Below are 25,597 nucleotides of genomic sequence, written 5' to 3'. Positions count from 1 at the left end.
TCAGGAAGCGAAAAAATTTTCGCTTCCTGTTTTATATGTTTTTCTGCCTATGTTTGTTATTCCCAGAAAATATACTTTCCTGGCTCCACAGCATATTCTTTTTCTCCGATCACAATCTGTGCCGGAACCGGTGTTACGATCTCGTACCGGATCGCATCGTCTGTGTGCGTCCACCGGGAGCTGATCTTTCCGTGTCTGGTCTCAATCGATGCTCCCAGCCACTCCAGCTGATCTCCCGGTTTTGGCTGGATCCACGCTTTTTCAAATCCCGGATGTTCCTCCACTACCCGGATACCTGCCGCCTGTTCATAGATCCAGTCTGCCACAGAGCCGTATGCGTAGTGGTTAAATGAATTCATATCAGTACTCCAGAACTCCCCGTTTTCCATGATGCCATCCCAATGTTCCCAGATCGTTGTCGCACCTTTTCCCACGGCATACAGCCAGGACGGATATTCTTTTCTGCATAACAGTGTATAGGCAAGATCCGTATGTCCGTAATTGCTCAGTACATGCAGAATATACGGCGTTCCAACGAATCCGGTCCGCATCTGGCAGCCGTCATCTCGGATCATTTGTGCCAGTGCATCTGCTGTTTTCTGACAGTCCTCCGCCAGTCCGAACTGCACCGCCAGAATATGTTCCGTCTGTGTCCGGTAGTCCGGATAAGTGTTTCGGAAGGTCTCCACGATGTTTTCATGAAGCGCCTCGTATGCCGTCACATCTTCCCCGATCACATGCCCTGCCTTTACCACAAGTTCTGTCGAATGTGCATAAAATGCTGAAGCGATAAAATCTTCTCTGCTCGATCCCTTATAGCTTCCCTGCGGTGCATCCAGACCGAGCCAGTCGCCGAAGTGTTCTCCACCAGTCCACAGACATGGGGTTGTTGTGTGATTCGTCACATAATCCACCCACTTTTTCATGCTGGTAAACTGATCTTTCAGGATCTGTGGATTGCCATATGTCTGATAAATCTGCCACGGACAGATCGTTGCCGCATCCGCCCAGGCGGCACTGGCATTTCCGCCAACCAGATAATCCGGAACCACATGACCGACTGCGCCATTCTCCATCTGATCCGCTGCCAGATCATGCAGCCATTTCGTAAAAAATCGCTCCACATCAAAATTATAGCTTGCAGTCTTGGTAAATACCTGCGCATCCCCGGTCCATCCAAGCCGTTCGTCACGCTGCGGGCAGTCGGTCGGCACATCCAGGAAGTTATCTCTCTGTCCCCAGAAAATATTGGAGATCAGCTGATTCAGAGCCGGATCCGAAGTCTGGATTTCTCCTGTCTTTCGGATATCGGAATACACCGCGATTCCCCGGAACTGTTCCGGCGTTGCTTCTCCCGGAAATTCGTCCAGTAAAAGGTATCGGAAACCAAAGAACGTCAGCGCCGGATGCCAGGTCTGTGTTCCCTCGCTGCAGATATAAGTTATCTCCGCTTTTGCACTTCTGTAATTTGCATTGTAGAAATTTCCTTCTGCATCCAGAACTTCTCCATGAAGGATATGGATCCTGTCACCTGCATGAGCGTCCACGGTAAACTCCACATATCCGGTGATTTCCTGCCCGAAATCAACAACCATTTCTCCTGCCGGTGTGCGGAAAACAGATTTTGCCGCCACCACTTCCTGCTCCCGGATCTCTTCCCCTTCCTGCGGAATCAGAATCTCTTTTGACCATGCGAATTCTTTTACTGTATTCCACTCTTTCGTCACAAAAGTGTCATCACAGAACTCCCCGTCGTAAATCTCACTGAAACGAATCCTGCTTTCTCCCCATATCCAGCTCTGATCCGTTACGATTACTTCTTCACTTCCATCCATGTATACAATATGCACTCCTCCGAGAATACCTCCCGGACGCCCTATTCTTTGCAGCTTGTCAGGTGTGTCCTGCCATCCGGGCATCGGCGAACGAAACCAGCCTTTTCCGAGTGTTACGGTCAGTTCATTCTCCTCTCTCAACAGATCTGTAATATCATATTCCTGATACTGCAATCTTTTATCATAAGCCGTCCACCCCGGCGCCAGCACATACTTTCCAACTCGTTTTCCATTCAGATGCGCCTCATACACGCCCAGCGCCGTCAGATATAACGTCGCACGTTCTACCTTCTTTTCTGTCTTCCATCCCTTTCGAAAAACCGGACACACCCCACCGGTCTCTTCCGAAGTCCGGATCCATTTTGCCTGAAACTCCATAGCTTTCTACCTCCCAATAACTACTGCATTTGTACAGTTTCTCTTATAACCCAGTGTACAACGTTTCCGTCAAAACCGGAATATCTTTCAGGACTTTTCATTCACTTTTTCCATCTCTTCTACAAATTTTTCTTCCGTCATGTGCATTCGCAAAGCGGCTTCTTTCACGGAGAGCAGGCCATCCTTTATAAGTCCTGTATACGCCTTAATGAAACCAAAAAGTTCTCCTTCTGCTCTGCCTTCTGCTCTTCCATCTTCAATCATTTCATCTACTGCCTGACACACATTAATTTCCTCCTCTTCTTCTGATATTGTAATCGGTGTATTTGTTATCGCTTTTATTACCTGCGCCGCCGCATTTTCCATATACATTCGAGTATTTTCTGTTATATATTCCTTTAATCTTTCTTTATCTTTTGCATATTTTATGCATCCCAGCACTTCTCGAAGACTCGTCTGAAACAGTTCCAGCTGCTCTTTTGTCAAACGTGCGGGATCGATCAGATGAATTCGATAGTCCGGAATATAATCCAGTATTTTTTTATCATTTACACGCAGCATTTCATGTAATGATTCCGGTCCGTCCCATAACTCCGTACCGAAATGAATCACCAGCGTGATTACCGGCGTGAGCTTATCTTCTTTATAAAACCCAGATAAATACTCTCCACCTGATCTTTTCTTCCCTGTCTTTCGGTTTTCTGCCGTAATATCACTTACCTGTTTTCCATACTGAAGCGCATCATAGATCAGATTTCTTACTGGCATCGCATAATGGATATCCGTCTGATTTTCAACACCAAGCAGAAGATACACCGTCTCCCCATCCTCCTTCACTACGGTTTTCTTCAATATATCCCTATATTTTTGTACCGTTTCCGAATCCTGATGTTTCTGATCACCACCCTGCAGAATCGCCATTTCTGTTGTGTCGATTTCCCTCAGTTTTTCCGGTTGAATCATCTGCTGCCCATTGTACAGTAAATAATTGAAGGCATCCGCGAAAACCCTGTTCTCCTTCATGTAATTTTTGGTTATGGTATCCTTTTTTCCCACCAATCTCCTCCTTTTTGTTTTTGCGCAGGAGATCTTTTCATATAAGATGAATATATTCTGATTATCCGTCCATGAAGCAATCTCACTGCTGATTTTTGAAAATATAAAAGCATTGAGACTTCTCCGAATATGAAATCAAGATATGTTTTTAGAAATGATAATTGAATTTCTCAATGAATGGAAATCGTATGCTTTGCAGTTATCTTAACACCTGCTGATTTTTTTGTCTATCTTATTTTTCAAGAGGCGATGGATTTCTTTCCACCGCCTCTTTTCACACCCTTATTTCAACACTCTGACCTCAAACGGTTTCAGCACAACTGTACCGCTCACTTTCTCCCCTGTATACAGATCCGTCATCTCTTCTTTGACATGGATCTCGGCTTCTGCGTCTTTGTAGTTCAGAACGAAGCAATACTCGGTATCGTCTTTCTTTCTTACAGCCAGTTCGCAGGTTTCCGGGATCTCCAGTTTTGCGTTGTGTGGATCTTTCACACCCAGTTTCTCCAGGAATACTTCTGCTGTTTTCTCTGAGAATGCTGCGCCGAAGTAATATACGGTTCCTTCTCCGTAAGTATTCTTAATCAGTCCAGGTTCTCCTGCATAATAACAGTTCTCATATCTTCCAAGAACTTCTGCATGTTCACCCACTGCTACCAGCTGATCGTTAAATACAGCAGCTTCCAGCTTCGTGCCATCCCAGTCGATCACGATATCTTTGTTGTCCGGGGATACCAGTGTGTATTCCGGAATATCCACACCACTCATCTCGGCAAACTTGCCCGGCAGTTTGTCCATAACACAACGGCCGTACATATCTTTGTATCCGCTTCTGCAGCCCAGAACTAGGCAGCCGCCATTCTTTACATACTCTTCCAGTACGACTTTTCTCTCCTCTGAGATCAGTACCGGATGCGGGTAGAACAGTACGCTATATGGTTTCAGGTCTTCTGCGGTTACATCGTCGCGCAGATAGATATAATCCATCGGTGTATGGGTTCTCTGTGCAGCTTCGAAGATGCCAAGCTGGCTCTTCCACTCTACTTTTTCATGCCATACATCCAGCTGGCTGTCCCATGCGTTGTCATAGTCTTTCAGGAAACCAACTTTTGCTTCATACTTGGAGCCTGCAATCTCAGACAGTTTCTGGAATTTCTCATGAACCGATTTGACTTCTGCCAGTCTCCGGTTGTCTCTTCCCGAATAATCCAGGATACCATGCCAGTAAATCTCAGTACCGTAAGTACAGGTTCTCCAGCGGAAATAGCTGACATAGTCTGCACCATGTGCCACACTCTGCATGGTCCACAGGGTCATCTGTCCAGGCTTCGGAGTCGGAGCTGCCATACCGGTATTCCATCCGTTGGCTCCGGACTGCTGTTCCATGATACCGAAGTTTTTGGATACCGCACGAACCTCAGACAGGTTACGGCTCCACATACGGTCTTTCAGGAAGTTATCCTTGTTGTACGCATCCAGACAATAAGCAAAGTTCGGATAAGAATCATATGTGATGAAATCCAGACTCTCGTTTGTCATTCTCTGGTTGTCCAGGTTGCCGAACAGACCGTTGGTGGTGATAAAATCACCCGGTTTGATGTATTTGCGGATGATATCGCTCTGCATTTTTGCGAATCTGCATGCGCTGTCAGATACGAATCTGGTATAATCCAATACTTCATGAGGGTTGGTGTTGTTGCTCAGAGTGGTTCTCGGCACATACACTTCCTCAAAGCTGTTGTATGTCTGATTCCAGAAGTTCGTTCCCCATGCTTCGTTCAGTGCATCAATACTTCCGTATTTTTCCATCAGAAATTTGCGGAAAGCGATGGTATCACTCTCAGAATAGAACTCATTTTTCTCACAGTTAAGCTCATTATCAATCTGCCATCCGATGATTGCCGGATGTTTTGCATAATGAGATGCAGATTTTTCCACAATAATTCTGGTCAGTTCCTGATATTTCGGAGAGTTGTAGTTGTAATGTCTTCTTCCGCCATGGCGGTACAGAACACCGTCCATGTTTGCATTCAGAACTTCCGGATATTTCTCAGTCAGCCAGGCCGGCGGTGTAGCCGTCGGGGTACAAAAGATCACTTTCATACCCATATCAGCAGCTACATCCAGAAATCTGTCAAAGAAATCATAGTTGAATACACCTTCATACCGTTCGATCTTACTCCATGCGAATTCTGCGATTCGTATCACTTCGATACCATTTTCCAGCATTCTTCTCAGATCATCTCGCCAGAGGCTTTCGTCCCAGTGTTCCGGATAATAACAAGTCCCCAATACCAGTCTTTCGCCATTTATAATCTCCATCGTGTTCTTCTCCTTTATATATGTATACTATTTACATTAACAGAATTTTTATCTTGCTCCGCTATGGTTTTCATACAAGCTTCTTTAACACCTGTACCAGTTCCGTGCTGTTTTTCACATCCTCATCTATCACAAAATCTACCAGTCCCACCTGAGGAATCTCATGGCAGTCGCTTCCCCGGGTTATGATCAGGTGCTCTCTTCCCGGTTCCTTCAGCCATGCGTCCAGTTTTTCATTATGGTTGTCATGTCCGGAATTAAAGTTTCTCTCCACACCATGCAGATACTTCGGATTCTGTATCTGACAGTATTCCCGGAAAGGGTGAGCCTGTATCAGGACACATCCATTTTCCTCACAGATCTCATATAATTCCTGCAGACTGCAGCCACAGATGTCCATATGCTCCCGGATAAAATCCTTTGTCACGCCGTATACCAGATAATCCTCCGGTCCGCATTCCAGACGGATCTCCATACCGAGGATCACCCTCAGACCTACACGTTCTCCCTCTTCTTTTGCCAGCTCATACCCGCGAAGATAAGTCTGATAATGCTCCTCTGTCGTCTCACCCCACAGGTGCATGATCCCCTTGTCAAAATGATTGGTGATCACGATTCCGTCATATCCGGCCTCTTTATATCCGTCTACCAGTTCCTTTGCTTTAATCACTGCACACGGGCTGACTTCACAGTCATGTGCATGCATCTCTAATCTCATACTTTTATTTTCCTTTCTGTTTTTTATAACCTGTTATCGCCGGTTCTTTATCTTCAGCACAATCACCCTGATTCCAAGAATCACCATCCAGATGATAGATTCGAACCAAACCATTACCGCAAGAAAAATTCCGGTGTCTGCATCCCAAAATAAATTGTCGGATATTGTCGTAATCAATCCCAGAAACGACAGCCAGAACAGGATCCCGGCAATCCAGATCTGAGAAATTCCCACGCTGTAATGTGTTCGAAGACCTGCGTATAATATTGCCAGTCCCAGGATCACAACGATCAACATGAGCATCCTGTATCTTTATTATTTTCCCGAACCATTCTTTTCCACCTGCGGTTCTTCCAGAAACGCAAAAATCCGTTTCCAGTACCCCCGCAGGATCCGGCTTCCGGATCCGTAGATCTCATGTTTCGTTCCCGGCACGATGATCATGGTTCCCGAGGTCAGTCCCCGTCTGGCAAGTTTTACTACAAACCGCACCTGTTCCGGTTTTGACACCAGATGGTCCTCCGCCGACTGGAAGATCAGCACCGGAGCCTGAATCTTCTTCCACGCCTTCCGCTGCAAGTACCGGTTCAGCCGTCCCGCCTGATACAGCCAGCTGTAGGACGCTCCGTTTGTCTGAAACAACGGTTCCTTCTCTTTTTTATCCTGATAATATTCAAAACGCACCTTGCAGGTGGAAGAACTGTTTTCGAAGTTTTCCCGTCCCTCATACGGGTGTTGTCCGACTACATATTCCGCTCCTTTTCCCTGCTGGCACGCACCGAAAGCGATCTGTTTTGCCACCGGCCACGGGATATTTCCGGTATCCGGACGAATCATCGGGGAGGAAAGCACCACTTTCCTGAAAAGTTCCGGCTCCTGCGCTGCCTCCGCTGCCGCCAGACCTCCACCCATGGAATGTCCATATAAAAATACCGGAAGTCCCGGATTTTCTTTTGTTGCCATCTTTGCCACATACAGAAAATCATCTACATACCGCTGATAATCGTCCACATGCACCAGCGAACTCTCCGGTATCAACCGATAACTTCTTCCATGCCCACAATATTCCGGCAGATACACATGATACTGTTTTTTTACAAAATAATAGATCACTTCTTTATATTTTTCCGCAGTTTCCGTAAATCCATGGGAAATCATCACCACACCCTTCGGACTATCCGCCAGATACCGCTCACAGTAGATTTTCTTCCCCTCTTCCCGTTCCGGCCACAGCACGGACTTGCGGATATCCAGATACGGTTCCACAACATTTTCCATCTGCTCCCGGTAACCCTGCTCACTTAAAATTAATCTCTCCACGCTATTCCTCCCGACTGCTGTTCTATAAAATCTATTATAATAGAATTCACAGATCTGTCCATACCAAAACGTTGTCCCTCAACCCTCGTTATGTACTTATACAAATCCCGTTTTTATGTAACTTTTATCAGAACAAAAATACGACTAACCTAATATCTGATTTTAGATTAGTCGCATTTTTCCGTAATCAAAAACTACTATTTTATGCCTGTATCAAGCAAACCTTGCTTCTTATTTTGCCTCTACCACACAGCTTCCAGCCGCAACGCCGTCCGCTTTCACCGTAATCTTCGTCTCTCCTGCCTCTTTGCTCTTCAGGATCACAATTGCGGTTCCGCGATACAGATGACACTTGGTATCTGTGATCTGGTCTTCCGTGCATGGATTGCCGCTTCCCACTGCCAGGAAGGTTCCTACACCGTCTGTCTCTACCTGAATCTCCCGTTCATCCTGCGTCAGACGGTTTCCGTCTGCATCTTTCAGAGTTGCCCTGACATAAGCCAGATCCTTGCCGTCTGCCACAAAGCTTTTTTCTTCCGGAATCAGTTCCAGTACTGCTGCCTCTTCTGGTGTCACCAGTGTACTTCTGCTAATCTCTGCTCCATCTTTATAGACAATCCCTTCCAGAATTCCCGGTTCATAAGGAATGTCCATGGAAGCCATCAGTTTCTCGATCGGTTTTCTTCCCAGGCTCTTTCCGTTCAGAATGAATTCCGCCTCATCTCCTGCTCCGTATACATCCACTTTCACCGGTCTTCCAAGCCATTCATCCGCAAAACACCAGCAGTCATTGACATCATACCAATGCCAGTCTGTTCCCCGGAAGTTCTCTCCGAAGTGTTTCGGATGCGTGGTGTAAATACCGGACTTCTTCGTATTTCCCCACATGATCTCACGATACACCGACTGCGGTCGCTGTTCTCCGGTCAGATCAATATCCGACTGCCAGGATGTTCTCCACGGGTATGGTGCCATAAAATTAAAGTCCTCATGTGCATTTTCCCAGTATACCTTACCGACACCGACTTCACCCATATAATCCACAGCTGCCCAGATGCAGTCACCGATCACATACGGCAGTTCCTCTACTTTTTTCCAATAATCGTAAGTGGTAAATGAATGTGTCTCCGTTCCGATCATCACACGTTCCGGGAACAGTTCATGGCTCTCCTCATAAACATCTCTCAGATAGTTATATCCCACAATATCCAGCGGTTTACAGTAATTTTCTGTTGCCTTATTCCACACCGAATTATCCTGCATCAGGTTCAGGTCAAAGTTGGTTCCGGCGCTGTCCTCCTCATCATCTTCCACTTCCGGCTCCGGAAATACGCCGCAGATTGCAGAAGTCACAAAACGGGTGCTGTCAAATTCACGAACCTTTGCAGCCAGTTTTCTCGACCACTCTGCTCCGTCGTTTCCACCATCACGCTCTGTGATCTCATTTCCGATCGAGTATGTGATCACACACGGGTGATTCCGGTCACGGCGTACCATGTATTCGATATCTCTCGCCCACCACTCTTCAAAATAAAGATGATAGTCCAACGGCATCTTGCCAAGCCGCCACACATCAAATGCCTCATCCATCAGAAGCATACCGACGCGGTCACATACCTTTAACATCGCCATGGACGGCGGATAATGACTGATGCGGACAGTATTGTAGCCGGCTTTTTTCAGAACCTGAATCTTTCTCTCTTCCGCTTTCGGGTATGCGCACGCACCAAGGAATCCGTTATCGTGATGGATACAGCCGCCCTTCAGGTTCATCTTCTTTCCATTCAGCCGGAATCCGTTGACCGCATCCACTTCAATCTTTCGGATACCAAAAGTATCTTCCGCCTGATCCGTAACTTCTCCGTCTTTGCTGACGGTAATACGGTAGGTATACAGATACGGATGCTCCAGATCCCAAAGCGAAGGATTTTCCACAGTCACCTGTACATTCTCCTTCTGTTTTCCACATACCTGCATGGTTTTCTCCACTTTTCCGACAACTTTTCCACCGGCGTCCAGGATTTCACACCGATAGTCCACGGTCTCTTCGATATCGGTTCCGGTGATCACGGTATCCACATTTACCACCGCTTCTTTTTCACCAATTTCCGGTGTGGTCACGAACACATTCCACGGCTCCACACAGATCGGACCTCCCACCCACAGGCATACATCACGGTAGAGTCCGCCGCCACTGTACCAACGGGTTGACGGCTGTCTGCTCTGGGTGATCAGTTTCAGTTTGTTTTTCTTCCCGTCAAAACGAAGCGCCGGTGTCAGATCCACCTGGAACGGAATATAGCCGTTTGGATGCATCGCAAGCAATGTCGTATTCAACAGCACTTCCAGATTCATGTACGCCCCGTCGATATCCAGAATGACCTTCTTTCCTTCCCACTCTTTCGGGATATCCAGCGTCTTCTTATACACACCTTCCCCGTTTCCGAAATATCCGTTTGCCGGTCCACCCGGTGCATCTGCACTTCTCGGTTTTCCCACGATAAAATCATGCGGCAGATCCACCTTCTGACTCGGCGGTGTGGCAAATACGAAGCTCATGCTCTCATCACTCTCATAAAAATCCCAGTTTTTGTCTAACCCAATACGTTGCATACTTTTTGCCCTCCTATCTGTTATCTCGCAAATGTAATCTCATCCATCTGCATGCTTCCGGCTTCCATAACAACCGTTATCACCCATTCGGCGCCTGCTTCCAGCACTGCCAGCTCATATCCGGCTGTCTCTGTTCCCTTCACCATAAGTTCCCGTTCCTGCACATTTCCATCCAGTGACGTACAGAGTATTTTCACTCTGCCTTCCTGTCCGTCCACTGAGCGTAGCTTTGCGGTTACGTTACAGGTCTTTTCCACATCACGGATCGTATATGAAGCCTGTTCTCCTGCCCGCAGTTCCAGACACAGATCAGTAAGCGGATTTGACGGACGGATCTCCTCTCTCGTAGGAACCACCACATGTTTCGGCGGTTTTACACCCGGTTTCAGTACCATTTTCATCCCTGTTTCTGTCCGGTAGCCAAATGGATTGCCAAATCTCCATCCATTTGCCTTCTCGCTTCCCTCATCAAATCCGACTGCCGGAAGCGTAATACCGGGCTGGCGAAGATTATAATAATTCTTCTCCCACCACACAGAACAATGTTCCATTCGGATATTTTCCAGCATCTCATCCATGATTTTCTGAGATTCCCGGTAAGACGGTCTCGGACCTCCGTTTCGGATATAGGCACGCACCGGTTCCCAGTCCTTCGGCAGTTGATATCTTACCACACCGGAGCCTTCTCCTTTCGGATCGTCCGCGGATTTCCAGGTCCAGATTGAGTATCCGATATCAAAGGTCGCCGCAATCTCATAGTAAATACTGTTATCCACCGGTTCACTGCCACCCTCTCCGATCCAGATCGGCACATTGCACCGCACCGAGGAATCCAGAAAACGGTACAGATCCCTTACCTCCGGTGAAAAATGATAAAAATGCGTATGCATGCACCAGTTATGGCACTCCGGATCATATTCATGATCAAAAATATCCATATCCATCGAAAATACCGCGCCCTCCAGCGTCAGCATATGGTTTTTATCGTATTTTCGGATCCTTGGAATCAGTTCATCATAAAATTTCCCCAGTTCCGGAATCAGATACGCGCAGTCCGGACCGGAAAGCGGCTCATTGATCAGATCATATCCACCCACGATCCACCGGTCGGCATACCGTCTGGCAAATTCTTCCCACAAAAGGATCGCACGCTCCCTGCTCTCCGGCTCCGTAAACATATGTGGCCGGTTATCCAGTCCATCATCACATGCCAGCGCTGACTGTCCGCCCGGTGCTCCATGCATGTCCAGGATCGCGTAAATCTTATATTTTTCGCACCAATCCAGCACCTGATCCAGAATGGCAAATCCTTCTTCCACCCAGATAATCTCCGGCTCTTCCGCCAAAAACAGTCTGGAACTGATCGGCAGACGTACCGAATTATATCCCATCTCTGCCATCAACCGGATATCTTCCTCTGTCACATAATTTTTCGCCCAACGGATCCAGTAATCTCTGGCATACCAGCTTCCGCAAAGTTCCCGAACCGTTGTCTCCATCGTTCTTCCGCGCTCAAACCGTCTCGGCAGGGCAAAATCGTTAAAATCCGCATTTTCCACAAACAACGGCACACCACCGATCATAAATCCTTCCGGATTCATCCAGTTTCCCATGCCCCAGCCACGCAAAACAACGGTTTTTCCATCTCCGTTTACCATCCGTCTTCCGTCCGTATGAAGAAAACCTTTTACTCTGTCTCTTGAAAATTTATTCATTCTTATTCCTCTGTTTTCTAATTTTTACAGCCAACGCCGTTTCTTTCCGCTTCGGCTGTTCTCTCCTGCATCTGTCCTTTGTACTAATCCAGATGAAACACCGTCTTCAGATCCACGCTCACCGGGCTGTTATCCCGGTTTGTCTCCATGATATCCGCCATATAATCCCACCATTTCCGGTTGATCGCCGTGTCCGCGCCTTTCGCCCAGAGCGCCTCATCTTCAATCTCAATATAACCAAACAATGTCAGCGTCTCCCTGTCCAGAAAAATCGTATAATTCTTACCCCCGTGTTCGTGAATCATTTCCTTCATCTCCGTCCATAACAAGTTATGCCGTCTCTCGTACTCTGCTTCCATTCCCGGAAACAATTTCATCTTAAACCCTTTGATCATTACTGCACCTCCATGATAAATACCCCATATATTTCCCCTGTATTCTGCCTTTTATTATATTCTTTTTCCAGATTTCCGGCAATGAGATTTCTGTTTTTTCAGAATTTTACATACTTTTTTAATATTTTTCTGACCTGTCCGATCCATGATTCTTATATCATGCACGCAATCAAAATTGGTTCACCGGACCAACTGTTGATATGCAATACAACGAGAAAAAAGACGCGTGGAAAATCTTTTTCTTTTCCACACGTCTTACTGCATTTATATTTCTTTATTTTTTCTTTCAGGCAAATTCTGCCATAATATCCGCCACATTTTCCATTTTCTCACACCGCCATGCGTTTTCCCCGCAAAACAGCAGTGCATCATCCGTCTCACCCTTTGCTGCATGCACCAGCGCTCTGGTGATACAGTATGGTGTGTTCGCCGGATTACAGGTAGCGATACACTGATAGCATTTTTTAATTGACTCTCGCCTGCTTTCTTTTTCCTCCAAAAACCGGTTTCGTATCGCCCGTCCCGGCATTCCTACCGGGCTGTCCACGATCACAATATCTTCTTTCTTTGCATGCAGATAGGTCTGTTTATACGCCTCGGAGGCATCACATTCCCAGGTTGTCACAAACCGGGTTCCCATCTGTACGCCGTCGGCTCCCAGTTCCATTGCATGAAGCATATCTTCTCTGGTAAAGATCCCTCCTGCCACAACCACCGGAATCTCTTTTCCATACTTGTCCGCATATTTTTTCACTTCGGCAAGAATTCCCCTGATCTCCTGATCATAGGTTACCGGGGTAAATTCCTCCAGCTGCTTTCTGGAAAATCCAAGATGTCCTCCGGCTTTCGGTCCTTCGATCACCACAAGATCCGGCATCCGCTGGTAATGATGATCCCAAAAGCGGCAGATCACTCTCGCCGCCTTCACCGTGGATACGATCGGTGCAATCTTCGTCTTACTTCCCGCAACCAGTTTCGGCAGATCCATCGGAAGTCCCGCACCGGAAATAATCAGGTCAATCCCGGATTTCACAGCAGCTTTTACATACTCCGCATACTGCCTCGTCGCCACCATGATATTCACACCCAGGATTCCACCCTTTGCAATCGCTCTGGCTTTTCGGATCTCTTCCCCGATCACCCGCAGATTCGTACCGATCGGATCCTTTTCAAATTCCGGATCCCGATACCCGATCTGCGCCGTGGAAATCACACCCACGCCACCGCAGGCTGCTACACTTCCCGCCAGCCCGGAAAGACTGATGCCGACACCCATCCCACCCTGGATCACAGGGATTCTGGCTGTAAGTTCTCCTATTTTTAACGCTTTCATTTTCTCTCCTACATCCGGCGAAATCTTTCGTACCGTTCTTCCACAATCTCTTCTCTCGTCTTCTGACTGCTTTTTCGCAAAAATCCATCCAGATCTTCCCGGATCTCTTCTGCAATCTCCGGTAGATTCTCCTCATTCGCCGGTTCCGGCTCCCGGATCACTCTTTCGATGATCCGCAGATTTTTCAGATCTTTCGCCGTGATCTTCATCACTTCCGAAGCCTCTTTTGCCCGTTTCCCGTCTTTCCACAGAATCGAGGCAAATCCCTCCGGCGACAGGATGGAATACGTTGCATTTTCCATCATCCAGACTTCATCCGTCACTGCCAGTCCCAGTGCGCCGCCGCTGCCGCCTTCTCCGATCAGAATACTGACCATCGGCGTCCGGATCCCTGACATTTCCAGCAGATTTCTGGCAATTGCCTCGCCCTGTCCGCGTTCTTCTGCCTCGATCCCACAGGCGGCTCCCGGCGTATCCACAAACGTAACCACCGGCCGTCCGAATTTTTCCGCCTGTTTCATCAGACGAAGCGCCTTCCGGTAACCTTCCGGGGAAGCCATACCGAAGTTGCGGTAAATATTTTCCTTCACATTCTTTCCCTTCTGCTGCCCGATCACCGTCACCGGCTGACCACTAAACATCGCGATTCCACCGATCACCGCTCCGTCATCCCGAAACGCCCGGTCACCGTGAAGTTCCAGGAATTCATCAAAGATCTGCTGCACATACGAAAGCGTCGTTGGACGCTCCTTACTTCTCGAAATTTCCACACGCTCCCACGCCGTCAGCTCACTTTTTCCGTCTGTCCCTGCTTTTCCACGACTGCTCCTGATTTCCGGGAAGTTTTCCACATTTTGTGTCTTCCCATAGTGGATATATTGCATGGAATCCTGATGAATCTTCAAAAGTTTCCACACAGTCTCCTTCAATTCCTGCCTTTCCACCACACCATCGATGATTCCCTTTTCCACCAGGAATTCTGCCCTCTGAAATCCCTCCGGCAGTTTCTGTCCGATGGTCTGCGCGATCACTCTCGGTCCTGCAAATCCGATCAGTGCCCCCGGTTCTGCCAGGATCACATCTCCAAGCATCGCAAAACTTGCCGTCACCCCGCCGGTAGTCGGATCGGTCAGTACAGGAAGATAAAAAAGACCTGCTTCACTGTGTTTCCGGATCGCCGCAGAGGTTTTTGCCATCTGCATCAGAGATACGATTCCCTCCTGCATCCTGGCTCCACCGGAACTGGTAAACAGTACCACCGGCAGTTTTTCTTCCGTCGCCCGTTCAAAAGCTCTCGTAATTTTTTCACCTACGACATACCCCATGCTTCCCATCAGGAAACGGGCATCGCAGACACCAAGTACTGTCTCCAGACCATTCACCATGCATTTTCCCACAGTAACTGCTTCATGAAGTTTTGTCTTCTCATGCAGATTTGCAATCTTTTCTTCATATCCCGGATATTCCAGCGGATTTTCCGTTTCCAGATCGGTAAACCACTCCTGAAATGTTCCTGTGTCTGCAACCATGCGGATCCTGGTTCTGGTTCCGATCCGGAAATATCCCTCGCACTTCGGGCATACATATCCATGTGCTTTTACATCATCCCGGTATACTACTTCTCCGCATTTCGGACACTTAAGCCACAATCCTTCCGGTGCCGATGGCTCTTTTTTTTCCTGATTCCTGTCTTCTCTGTCCCGGAACAGAACTGCCGTCTTTTTAAACATATGTTTTAATTTCGCCATAGTTAAAACCTCCTGTCTGCCCGGACAGGTTTTCTGTCCTACAGATTAAAATGCATCGGGATAAAATCCGTTGTGATCTCTCCCGCCTGAAAATCCTCATTATCTAATATCTCATACTGAAAATCCACGTTGGTTGTCACACCATCTATGATCAGTTCTCCCAGCGTACTGCGCATCTTATCGATGGCCTCCTGTCTGGTTCTTCCATGCACAATTACTTTCGCTATCATAGAATCATAAAATGGCGGAATCTCATACCCGTTATAGGCTGCCGTATCGATCCGTACACCATTTCCACCAGGCAGATGGATTGCTTCGATGACTCCCGGACACGGCCGAAAATGATGAGCAGGATCCTCTGCATTGATTCTGCATTCCATCGCATGTCCCTGCAGGTGAATATCTTCCTGTTTTACTGAGAGTGGTTCCCCTGCTGCCACCCGGATCATCTCTTTCATCAGATCCACGCCGGAAACCATTTCTGTCACCGGATGTTCCACCTGGATCCGTGTATTCATTTCCATAAAATAAAAATTTTTATCCTTATCCAGTAAAAATTCAATGGTACCGGCACTTTCGTAATGTACAGCCTTTGCTGCACGCACTGCCGCATCACCCATCCGTCTGCGAAGTTCCGGTGTCAGTGCCACACTGGGAGATTCTTCGATCATCTTCTGATGATTTCTCTGGATCGAACAGTCCCGTTCTCCGAACTGCACAACATTTCCAAACTTATCTGCCATGATCTGAAACTCTATATGTCTCGGTTCCTGTACATATTTTTCGATATACATGGTGTTATCTCCGAATCCACGTACTGACTCTAACTGGGCTACCTGAAAGTTCTCCTCAAAGTCGTCCGGTCCGAAGGCAATCCGCATCCCTTTTCCACCGCCTCCGAAAGATGCCTTGATCATCACCGGGTATCCTATGTCTTCTGCCATAGCTGCTCCCCGTTTTGCGTCATAGACCGGTTCTTTTGTTCCCGGAACCACCGGAACACCGGCTTCTATCATTGTCAACCTTGCCTGCGATTTATTTCCCATCTTGTCCATCATCTCCGCAGTCGGTCCGATGAACGTAATATTACATTTTTCACACATTTCCACAAACCGGCTGTTCTCTGACAAAAAACCAAATCCAGGATGTATCGCATCCGCTTTTGTTGCGATACATGCACTCAGAATCTGCTCCATATTCAGATAACTGTCTGTCGCCGCTGCCGGTCCGATACAAACAGCCTCATCTGCCAGCTGGGTATGCAGTGCTTCCCGGTCTGCCTCCGAATAAACTGCTACCGTAGCGATTCCCATCTCTCTGCAGGCACGGATGATCCGCACCGCGATCTCTCCTCTGTTTGCAATCAATATTTTCCGAAACATGTTTGTTCTCCTATCCAATGGCTACTGTAAGTTCTGCCGTTGCTGCCACTTTTCCATCTACCGTAGCTGTTGCTCTTGCAATCGCAACCGGTCCCTTCTGTTTGATCAGTTCCGTCTCCAGCATCAAAACATCCCCCGGAACCACCTTTTTCTTAAATCGACAGTTGTTAATCCCACCAAAATAAGCAGTCTTTCCTTTGAACTTTTCACAGCTTAAGATACATACCGCACCCACCTGCGCCAGTGCCTCGATGATCAGCACTCCCGGCATCACCGGCTCCTGTGGAAAGTGTCCACGGAAATAATACTCATCATATGTCACACATTTTTTTCCTGCTGCCCGTACCCCCGGTACCAGTTCTTCTATGGTATCCACCAGAAGAAACGGATGCCGGTGTGGGATAATATCCATGATTTCTTTTGTTGTTAACACTGACATAAACTCTGTTACCTCCTGCACACAAACATATGGTTTTCAGGTATTTTCAGTCATTACCCGATAACAAATAAAGGCTGTCCATACTCTGCCATCTGTCCGTTCTCAATCAGAATCTCTTTTACCACTCCGTCGTACTCACTCTCAATCTCATTCATCAGCTTCATCGCCTCGATGATTCCCAGAGTCTGTCCCTTTTTCACTGTATCACCCACGCTGACAAATGCTTCCGCATCCGGTGCCGAAGCCGCATAAAAGGTTCCCACCAGAGGAGCCTTTACTGTCTTTCCTTCCGGCTGGCACTCCTCCTGCTGCTCCTGCTTCCCATTAAAACTGCCAGAACCGGCCGATACTGTATCTGAGTTTCCTGCCACTGCAGGCATCACCTGCATCCCGGTCTGCTCCACGACCACCTGTTTTTCCTTTCCCATAGAGATCTTCAGATCGCCGTCTTTCATGGTAAAAGAAGTCAACTCCGACCCGGAAACTGTTTTAATCAATGTCAGAAGATTTTCAAATTCCATTTCTTATTCTCCTCTTTTTTGTGATTCTCACTATACACACAATTCTTCAACCTTTTCTGTCATTTTTTCGTCTGTTCATACATGAACCGATTTTTCTATTTTTCATCACACTATTTTTTTAACAGCCACACAAATTCTCTTCCGCTGGTTCTTATATGTCCCATTTTTTCACAAGAATACTCGCATTATGTCCACCAAATCCCAGTGAATTCGAAAGTGCATACTCCAGATTTTCTTCTACACCGTCACCTGCCACATAATTCAAGTCCATTTCCTCGTCCGGTGTCGTGTACCCCGCCGTTGCATGAATAAATCCATCCTCGATTTCTTTCACACAGGTAATAAATTCCACAGCCCCGGCAGCGCCCAGCAAATGTCCTACCATAGACTTTGTAGAATTTACCTTCATCTCATACGCATGCTCTCCGAACAGCTTTTTGATTGCTCTCGTCTCGAACAGATCGTTGTGATGCGTCGCAGTTCCATGTGCATTGATATACATCAGCTCCTCTTTTTTTACTCCTGCTTCTTCCAGCGCCAGTTCCATCGCTTTCGCAGCCCCGGAACCGTCCTCTGCCGGAGAGGTAATATGATACGCATCACTGGTTGCACCGTATCCCACAACTTCTGCGAGAATCTTCGCACCTCTCTGTCTCGCATGCTCCAGTTCTTCCAGAACAACCACGCCGGAACCTTCTCCCATGACAAATCCGCTTCTGTTTTTGTCAAATGGCAGCGAACACTTCTCCGGATCATCTACCGTAGAAAGTGCTGTCAGTGCGGTAAAACCTGCCACACCAACCGGGCAGATACTTGCTTCCGTACCGCCTGCCAGCATCACATCCGCATCTCCACATTGGATACTGCGATATGCCTCTCCGATGGAATGGGTTCCCGTTGCACACGCGGTTACCACATTCAGACTTTTTCCTTTCAGCCCCAGTTGAATCGAAACATTCCCTGCTGCCATGTTGGAGATCATCAGTGGAACCAGAAGTGGGTTTACTCTGGAGGGTCCTTTCTCCGCAATTTTATGACATGCTGTTTCTGCTGCCTGCAGACTTCCGATTCCCGATCCGATGGAACATCCCACGCGAAACGGATCTTCTTTTTCCATATCCAGTCCCGCCTGTTCAAACGCCTCTTTTGCTGCAGCCACCGCATACTGGCAGAACAACTCCATTCTCTTTGCTGCCTTAAAGTCCATATAGTTTTTCCCTGCAAAATCTTTCACTTCCGCAGCAATGTGTACTTTATAATCTGTCGTATCAAACCGGGTAATCTCACCAAATCCCAGTGTCTTTTTCTTCACATTCTCCCAGAATGCCTCCACACCAATCCCAATCGGTGTCACAGCACCCATTCCGGTCACAACTACTCGTCTCATAATCGCTCCTCTGTCCTTCTCTTTCTTCCCGTTAGCTTTGTCCGGCACATATTTTCTGCCACATTATAACTACTACTGCCAGTCAGCAATATGTACTCCATACTGTCAGTCCAGATAATTTATCTTATTTTGCCAACGGTTCACATCTATATTATGTAAACAATCGTATGCCTTTGCAGCATCCTATCTGCTTTTACATCACCATACCGCCATCTACACAGATGACCTGCCCGGTAATATAATCCGCTTTCTCAGACGCCAGAAATGCCACCACATTCGCGATATCCTCCGGTTCTCCAAATCTCCCCAGCGGGATCTGTGCTACTGCTGCCTCTTTCACCTGCTCCGAAAGTACCTCCGTCATCTCCGTATGGACAAATCCCGGAGCCACCGCATTGACTGTAATCCCTCTGCTTGCCAGTTCTCTCGCCACCGTCTTCGTAAGCCCGATAATTCCTGCCTTCGATGCCGCATAATTTGCCTGCCCTGCATTTCCCAGCACGCCGGAAACCGATGCGATGTTGATGATTTTTCCACTCCTCTGCTTCAGAAAATACCGTGACAGATGGCGGATCGTATGGAAACATCCCTTCAGATTCGTCTCCACAACCGCATCAAACTCCTCTTCACTCATCCGCAGGATCAGATTATCTCTCGTGATTCCCGCATTATTCACCAGCACATCCACATGACCATACGTTTTAATCAGATCCCTTGCCATTGCTTCCGTCTGCTGATAATCTGCCACATCACACTGATAAATACATCCGTCACCACCATTTTCCCGGATTTCTTCCAGCACGCCCTTTGCCCGTGCTTCCGATCCACAGTAATTGACAACCACAAACATTCCTTCTTTTGCCAGAGTAAGACTGATCTGTCTCCCAATCCCCCGGCTCGCCCCTGTCACCAGTGCTACCTTTTTCTCCATCGCTGCTCCTTTCACCGTACTCATTACCTTTCCGTGTAAACGTAGCTTATAACTCGTTGCATGCATCAATGCGAAAATTACTGCTTGTCACACAACAGCCTTACAACCTTCTCCAGCTCTTCCACTTTTTCGATATGCAATCCCGTTACATTTTTATTAATCTTCTTCAAAAATCCCGTCAGCGTTCTTCCCGGCCCGATCTCGATAAAGGTATCCACACCATCCGCGATCATCCTCTCCACGCTCTGCTGCCATCTTACCGAAGAATACACCTGTCTGCCAAGCAGTTCCTTAATCTCAGAAATATCTGTCACATAATCTGCCGTCACATTCGTAACATACGGCATGGAAAATTCTTTCAGTTCCACATCCACAAGCACTCCCGCAAGCTTTTCCCCTGCTCCTTTTAACATTTCCGAATGAAATGGACCGCTGACCTTCAACGGGATACATCTTCTCGCTCCCGCCTCTTTCAACTTTTCAGCTGCAGCTGCAACTGCCCCTTCCTCTCCAGTAATCACAATCTGTCCCGGGCAGTTATAATTGGCTACTGAAACGATCCCTTCCGTCTCCTCACAGATTTTCGCAATCTTCTCGCCATCCATTCCAAGAACCGCACACATAGCTCCACCGGTCGGTACTGCTTTCTGCATCAGGATTCCTCTCTGTCTTACCACCCGGAAAACATCCTCCAGAGACATCGCTCCAGCCGTCAGGATGGCTCCGTACTCTCCCAGACTCAGTCCGGCAGCTACATCCGCCTTCACACCCTTTTCCTGTAAAGCCGCCAACATCGCCGCCTCCGTCGCCAGCATGGCGATCTGCGTATATTCCGTGATATCAATCTGCTCATTCTCTTTAAAACAAAGCCCCGGAAGATTCAACCCGGTCACTTCGGATGCAATCGTATACACTTTCCTGGATACCGGAATCTGCTCATAAAAATCCTTCCCCATTCCCACATACTGTGCACCCTGCCCCGGAAATACAAATGCCACTTTACTCATGAATGTCTCCTTTTTATAATTTGATTTTCAAAGTATTTATTTAAATTTTTGTGGCGACAAAATTATGTTTCCATACTTGTTATTTTTATCGCCACTTTTTATTTTTCTTATTTTAACAGTGCAGCAACTTCTCAGCCTCGCCCATAATCTCCTGCAAAATCTCCTTACAGCTCTGTCTCTTACTTACCAGCCCGGCGATCTGTCCTGCCATCACTGTGCCGTTTAAAATATCGCCGTCCATCACTGCTTTTCGAAGCGATCCCAGCGTCATCCGTTCCAGTTCCTCGAACGGTACGCCTTCCTGCTCTTTTTTGATATATTCTTTCGTCATCTGGTTTCTCAGACAGCGCACCGGATGACCGGTACTCTGACCGGTTACCACAGAATCGATATCTTTTGCCTTCACGATTCTGTTTTTATAATTCTCGTGGACAATCGACTCATCAGCCACCACAAAACGGGTTCCCATCTGCACGCCCTCTGCACCCAGCATAAAAGAAGCTGCGATTCCCCGTCCGTCTCCGATACCACCTGCCGCGATCACCGGGATGTTTACCGCATCTACGATCTGCGGAATCAGTGCCATTGTCGTCTGATTTCCGATATGCCCACCGGCTTCCATACCCTCAGCCACTACCGCATCCGCGCCGTATCGTTCCATTCGCTTCGCCATCGCTACCGAAGCGACAACCGGAATCACCTTTACGCCCGCTTCTTTCCACATCGACATATATTTTTCCGGATTACCGGCACCTGTCGTAACCGCCTGAATGCCTTCCTCCACTACAATTTTCGCCACTTCATCAGCATTCGGATTCAGAAGCATAATATTCACACCAAATGGCTTGTCCGTCAGCTCTTTTGCCTTCCGGATCTCTTCCCGGACAATCTCCGGCGGTGCACTTGCCGCACCGATCAGACCAAATCCGCCTGCCTCTGATACCGCAGCTGCCAGATGATGCTCCGCTACCCATGCCATACCGCCCTGGATTATCGGATATTCAATCTGTAAAAGTTCTGTTACTCTTGTCTTCATCTGCTTTCTGTCTCCTTCCCTGCTTTCAGAAAAAGTGTGGATTACGCCTCCACACCTTTATTCTTCAGATATTCCATAACTGCACCAACCGTTGTCAGCTCAGCCAGTTCCTCAGACGGGATCTCAACCTCATACTTCTCTTCCAGTGCCATCACCAGTTCAAACAGATCCAGCGAATCCGCCCCCAGATCATCCTTAAAAGAAGTGCTTTCTGTAATACTGCTCTCCTCACAGTTCAGCTGTTCTGCGATCATCTCTCTCATTTCTTCTAACATCTTTTTTCTCCTTTACACGCTCTTCTTATTTTCAATAGTTTAAGTTTCTAATGTTTTGACTTTCAAAGTATAATATAAGTTTCTCACTTTGTCAATAAAATCTTTTTGATTTCCAAACTAATATTTTATATTTTCTCCCCAATACCCATTTAAAATGCTATACTGACTAAAGAAACATATATCATGCCTAGGTATTTCTAAAATATCACATAAGTTTAACCCTTCATTCATTATTTACATAACAAAAAGAAGTAAAATGATATATCATTCTACTTCTTTTTATATTCATAATAAAATCTAATTCCAATGCAACAAAAAACCGCTTTCACATTCCATGAAAGCGGCTATTTAATGAGGCATCGGGGATTCGAACCCCGGACAACTTGATTAAAAGTCAAGTGCTCTACCAACTGAGCTAATACCCCATATGCCCAGAACCGGAATCGAACCAGTGACACGAGGATTTTCAGTCCTCTGCTCTACCAACTGAGCTATCTGGGCGAAATTGCGGGAGCAGGATTTGAACCTGCGACCTTCGGGTTATGAGCCCGACGAGCTTCCAGACTGCTCCATCCCGCGATAGAATTAACATCACTTAAAGTGATAATGGATGGAGGTGAATTCGAGCCTTTTTGCTATCATTTCAACAATTTTAACTCTGAACTACCTTTATCCAACTGGATGGAGGTGGATTCGAACCACCGAAGCAATTTGCAGCAGATTTACAGTCTGTCCCCTTTGGCCACTCGGGAATCCATCCAAAAATATCGCATATTCAATTGTACGATATTGTATTGATTTCTCAATACAAAGCCGATGATCGGACTCGAACCGATAACCTGCTGATTACAAATCAGCTGCTCTGCCAATTGAGCCACATCGGCTTAAAAAAATGGGACCTACAGGGCTCGAACCTGTGACCCTCTGCTTGTAAGGCAGATGCTCTCCCAGCTGAGCTAAGATCCCATTATTTTTACACACTTTGCAATTCTTGAACTACTGGTCATTCATGCTCTGTGTGAACGACCCAGACGGGACTCGAACCCGTGACCTCCGCCGTGACAGGGCGGCGCTCTAACCAACTGAGCCACTGGGCCATCTGATCATGTACCTTCAAAACTGCATACACACAACATCCACTTCCTACTTCCTGCGGTTGACCGCTTCCAGGTCAAACCCTCGACCGATTAGTAACAGTCAGCTCCATACATTACTGCACTTCCACCTCTGCCCTATCTACCTCGTCGTCTTCAAGGGGTCTTACTTCTTTTATAGAATGGGATATCTCATCTTGAGGGGGGCTTCACGCTTAGATGCCTTCAGCGTTTATCCCTTCCGGACTTGGCTACCCTGCCATGCAGCTGGCACTGCAACAGGTACACCAGCGGTCCGTCCATCCCGGTCCTCTCGTACTAAGGACAGCTCCTCTCAGATATCCTACGCCCACGCCGGATAGGGACCGAACTGTCTCACGACGTTCTGAACCCAGCTCGCGTACCGCTTTAATGGGCGAACAGCCCAACCCTTGGGACCTACTACAGCCCCAGGATGCGATGAGCCGACATCGAGGTGCCAAACCACTCCGTCGATGTGAACTCTTGGGAGTGATAAGCCTGTTATCCCCAGGGTAGCTTTTATCCGTTGAGCGATGGCATTCCCACTTAATACCACCGGATCACTAAGTCCTACTTTCGTACCTGCTCCACCCGTCGGTGTCGCAGTCAAGCTCCCTTCTGCCTTTGCACTCTTCGAATGGTTTCCAACCATTCTGAGGGAACCTTTGAGCGCCTCCGATACCCTTTCGGAGGCGACCGCCCCAGTCAAACTCCCCACCTGACATTGTCCCCCAGCCGGGTCACGGCTGCTGGTTAGAAACCCAGTACTGCAAGGGTGGTATCCCAACAGCGGCTCCATGGCAACTGGCGTTACCATTTCTTAGTCTCCCACCTATCCTGTACATGCAATACCGAATCCCAGTATCAAGCTGGAGTAAAGCTCCATGGGGTCTTTCCGTCCTGGCGCAGGTAACCAGCATCTTCACTGGTACTTCAATTTCACCGGATGCATTGTCGAGACAGCGCTCAAATCATTACGCCTTTCGTGCGGGTCGGAACTTACCCGACAAGGAATTTCGCTACCTTAGGACCGTTATAGTTACGGCCGCCGTTTACTGGGGCTTAAATTCAAAGCTTCGCTTGCGCTAACCTCTCCTCTTAACCTTCCAGCACCGGGCAGGCGTCAGCCCATATACCTCACCTTTCGGTTTTGCATAGACCTGTGTTTTTGCTAAACAGTTGCTTGAGCCTATTCTCTGCGGCCCGCTGTTACACGGGCACCCCTTCTCCCGAAGTTACGGGGTCATTTTGCCGAGTTCCTTAACAATGCTTCTTCCGTCGGCCTTAGGATTCTCTCCTCATCCACCTGTGTCGGTTTACGGTACGGGTACAATAAGAACAATAGCGGCTTTTCTTGACGCATGGCTCACATACTTCCCTACTAAATTTCGGTCCGCATCACGTCTTCGGATTGCCCTGCGGTTTTTCCTACAGGACTCCTACCTCGCTTGCACGCGGCTTCCCATTCCGCGCCTATGCTCTCCACACGTGTCCCCACAGTTCTGTCTTACTGCAGTACAGGAATCTCAACCTGTTGTCCATCGGCTACGGCTCTCGCCCTCGCCTTAGGCCCCGACTTACCCAGGGCAGATCAGCTTTACCCTGGAAACCTTAGATATTCGGCCGAAAGGATTCTCACCTTTCTCTCGCTACTCATTCCGGCATTCTCTCTTCGATACACTCCACAGCTCCTTCCGGTACTGCTTCGTCGCGTATCCAATGCTCCTCTACCAATGTCTTCAGACATTCCTCAGCTTCGGTGTCGTGTTTCAGCCCCGGACATTTTCGGCGCAGGACCTCTCGACCAGTGAGCTATTACGCACTCTTTGAATGTGTGGCTGCTTCTGAGCCAACATCCTGGTTGTCTTCGAAATCCCACATCCTTTTCCACTTAACACGTACTTTGGGACCTTAGCTGGAGGTCTGGGCTCTTTCCCTTTTGACTATCCAACTTATCTCGTATAGTCTGACTCCCGATAAGCATCTACACGGCATTCGGAGTTTGATATTCTTCGGTAAGCTTTGACGCCCCCTAGGAAATTCAGTGCTCTACCTCCGCAAGACTCTATCG

Annotated in this window: 19 protein-coding genes, 7 tRNA genes and 1 rRNA gene (1 of these 27 running past the window's edge); all 27 read right to left on the bottom strand. The window is 47.7% G+C overall.

The genetic code is table 11. The annotated features are described in order from the left end of the window. Window positions 1-56: 56 nt before the first annotated feature. The gene (locus tag ETP43_RS00200) at window positions 57-2,213 is read right to left on the bottom strand and encodes an alpha-L-rhamnosidase (protein WP_129256704.1); all 2,157 of its coding nucleotides are present in this window, start codon (window positions 2,211-2,213) and stop codon (window positions 57-59) included. Window positions 2,214-2,300: 87 nt separating this feature from the next. Next, window positions 2,301-3,269 (bottom strand): Rpn family recombination-promoting nuclease/putative transposase, encoded by a 969-nt coding sequence (locus tag ETP43_RS00195; RefSeq protein WP_118576301.1) that lies wholly within the window; start codon window positions 3,267-3,269, stop codon window positions 2,301-2,303. A gap of 282 nt (window positions 3,270-3,551) precedes the next feature. Then, on the bottom strand, window positions 3,552-5,591 hold the full coding sequence (locus ETP43_RS00190) for a beta-galactosidase (RefSeq protein ID WP_129256703.1): 2,040 nt from the start codon (window positions 5,589-5,591) through the stop codon (window positions 3,552-3,554). A gap of 70 nt (window positions 5,592-5,661) precedes the next feature. After that, complete coding sequence (locus ETP43_RS00185) at window positions 5,662-6,309, bottom strand: PHP domain-containing protein (protein ID WP_129256702.1); 648 nt, start codon at window positions 6,307-6,309, stop codon at window positions 5,662-5,664. Between the two features lie 33 nt (window positions 6,310-6,342). Continuing rightward, window positions 6,343-6,612 carry a hypothetical protein gene (locus ETP43_RS00180; protein ID WP_129256701.1) on the bottom strand — a complete coding sequence of 90 codons (270 nt, stop codon included), beginning with the start codon at window positions 6,610-6,612 and terminating at the stop codon, window positions 6,343-6,345. Between the two features lie 12 nt (window positions 6,613-6,624). Beyond that, window positions 6,625-7,629: an alpha/beta fold hydrolase gene (locus ETP43_RS00175; RefSeq protein WP_243114136.1), complete on the bottom strand. Its 1,005-nt coding sequence runs from the start codon at window positions 7,627-7,629 to the stop codon at window positions 6,625-6,627. A gap of 231 nt (window positions 7,630-7,860) precedes the next feature. Further along, the gene (locus ETP43_RS00170; protein WP_129256700.1) at window positions 7,861-10,242 is read right to left on the bottom strand and encodes a glycoside hydrolase family 2 protein; all 2,382 of its coding nucleotides are present in this window, start codon (window positions 10,240-10,242) and stop codon (window positions 7,861-7,863) included. A 20-nt stretch (window positions 10,243-10,262) separates the two neighbouring features. After that, entirely contained in the window at window positions 10,263-11,957 is a 1,695-nt protein-coding gene (locus ETP43_RS00165; RefSeq protein WP_129256699.1) for a glycoside hydrolase family 5 protein, read from the bottom strand. An 83-nt stretch (window positions 11,958-12,040) separates the two neighbouring features. Next, window positions 12,041-12,352 (bottom strand): L-rhamnose mutarotase, encoded by a 312-nt coding sequence (rhaM, locus tag ETP43_RS00160; protein ID WP_129256698.1) that lies wholly within the window; start codon window positions 12,350-12,352, stop codon window positions 12,041-12,043. 286 nt (window positions 12,353-12,638) lie between these two features. Next, on the bottom strand, window positions 12,639-13,685 hold the full coding sequence (locus tag ETP43_RS00155; protein ID WP_129256697.1) for an NAD(P)H-dependent flavin oxidoreductase: 1,047 nt from the start codon (window positions 13,683-13,685) through the stop codon (window positions 12,639-12,641). An 8-nt stretch (window positions 13,686-13,693) separates the two neighbouring features. Continuing rightward, the gene (locus ETP43_RS00150) at window positions 13,694-15,433 is read right to left on the bottom strand and encodes an acetyl-CoA carboxylase carboxyltransferase subunit alpha (protein WP_129256696.1); all 1,740 of its coding nucleotides are present in this window, start codon (window positions 15,431-15,433) and stop codon (window positions 13,694-13,696) included. 38 nt (window positions 15,434-15,471) lie between these two features. Then, entirely contained in the window at window positions 15,472-16,815 is a 1,344-nt protein-coding gene (locus tag ETP43_RS00145; RefSeq protein ID WP_129256695.1) for an acetyl-CoA carboxylase biotin carboxylase subunit, read from the bottom strand. Window positions 16,816-16,825: 10 nt separating this feature from the next. Further along, the gene (fabZ, locus tag ETP43_RS00140) at window positions 16,826-17,254 is read right to left on the bottom strand and encodes a 3-hydroxyacyl-ACP dehydratase FabZ (protein WP_022171321.1); all 429 of its coding nucleotides are present in this window, start codon (window positions 17,252-17,254) and stop codon (window positions 16,826-16,828) included. Between the two features lie 53 nt (window positions 17,255-17,307). After that, window positions 17,308-17,775, bottom strand: a complete 468-nt coding sequence (gene accB, locus ETP43_RS00135) for an acetyl-CoA carboxylase biotin carboxyl carrier protein (RefSeq protein WP_129256694.1) — start codon at window positions 17,773-17,775, stop codon at window positions 17,308-17,310. 151 nt (window positions 17,776-17,926) lie between these two features. Further along, window positions 17,927-19,162, bottom strand: a complete 1,236-nt coding sequence (gene fabF / locus ETP43_RS00130) for a beta-ketoacyl-ACP synthase II (RefSeq protein WP_129256693.1) — start codon at window positions 19,160-19,162, stop codon at window positions 17,927-17,929. A gap of 193 nt (window positions 19,163-19,355) precedes the next feature. Then, the gene (gene fabG / locus ETP43_RS00125) at window positions 19,356-20,117 is read right to left on the bottom strand and encodes a 3-oxoacyl-[acyl-carrier-protein] reductase (protein ID WP_243114135.1); all 762 of its coding nucleotides are present in this window, start codon (window positions 20,115-20,117) and stop codon (window positions 19,356-19,358) included. A 53-nt stretch (window positions 20,118-20,170) separates the two neighbouring features. Beyond that, entirely contained in the window at window positions 20,171-21,100 is a 930-nt protein-coding gene (fabD, locus tag ETP43_RS00120; RefSeq protein WP_129256692.1) for an ACP S-malonyltransferase, read from the bottom strand. Between the two features lie 112 nt (window positions 21,101-21,212). Next, window positions 21,213-22,136: an enoyl-[acyl-carrier-protein] reductase FabK gene (gene fabK, locus ETP43_RS00115; RefSeq protein WP_022398450.1), complete on the bottom strand. Its 924-nt coding sequence runs from the start codon at window positions 22,134-22,136 to the stop codon at window positions 21,213-21,215. A 41-nt stretch (window positions 22,137-22,177) separates the two neighbouring features. Further along, window positions 22,178-22,411: an acyl carrier protein gene (gene acpP / locus ETP43_RS00110; RefSeq protein ID WP_022398449.1), complete on the bottom strand. Its 234-nt coding sequence runs from the start codon at window positions 22,409-22,411 to the stop codon at window positions 22,178-22,180. Window positions 22,412-22,763: 352 nt separating this feature from the next. Next, window positions 22,764-22,836: transfer RNA gene (locus ETP43_RS00105), tRNA-Lys, on the bottom strand. Window positions 22,837-22,839: 3 nt separating this feature from the next. Next, window positions 22,840-22,912, bottom strand: a tRNA-Phe gene (locus ETP43_RS00100). A gap of 4 nt (window positions 22,913-22,916) precedes the next feature. Further along, window positions 22,917-22,990 (bottom strand) — tRNA-Met (locus ETP43_RS00095). A 99-nt stretch (window positions 22,991-23,089) separates the two neighbouring features. Continuing rightward, a tRNA-Tyr gene (locus ETP43_RS00090) sits at window positions 23,090-23,171 on the bottom strand. 51 nt (window positions 23,172-23,222) lie between these two features. Next, a tRNA-Thr gene (locus tag ETP43_RS00085) sits at window positions 23,223-23,295 on the bottom strand. 9 nt (window positions 23,296-23,304) lie between these two features. Beyond that, window positions 23,305-23,377, bottom strand: a tRNA-Val gene (locus tag ETP43_RS00080). Window positions 23,378-23,434: 57 nt separating this feature from the next. Then, a tRNA-Asp gene (locus ETP43_RS00075) sits at window positions 23,435-23,508 on the bottom strand. Window positions 23,509-23,578: 70 nt separating this feature from the next. Continuing rightward, window positions 23,579-25,597, bottom strand: a 23S ribosomal RNA gene (locus tag ETP43_RS00070) (it continues 875 nt past the right edge of the window).

This window comes from Blautia faecicola, from assembly GCF_004123145.1.
Classification (GTDB): domain Bacteria; phylum Bacillota; class Clostridia; order Lachnospirales; family Lachnospiraceae; genus Oliverpabstia; species Oliverpabstia faecicola.
This window is presented reverse-complemented; position numbering and strand designations above follow the sequence as displayed.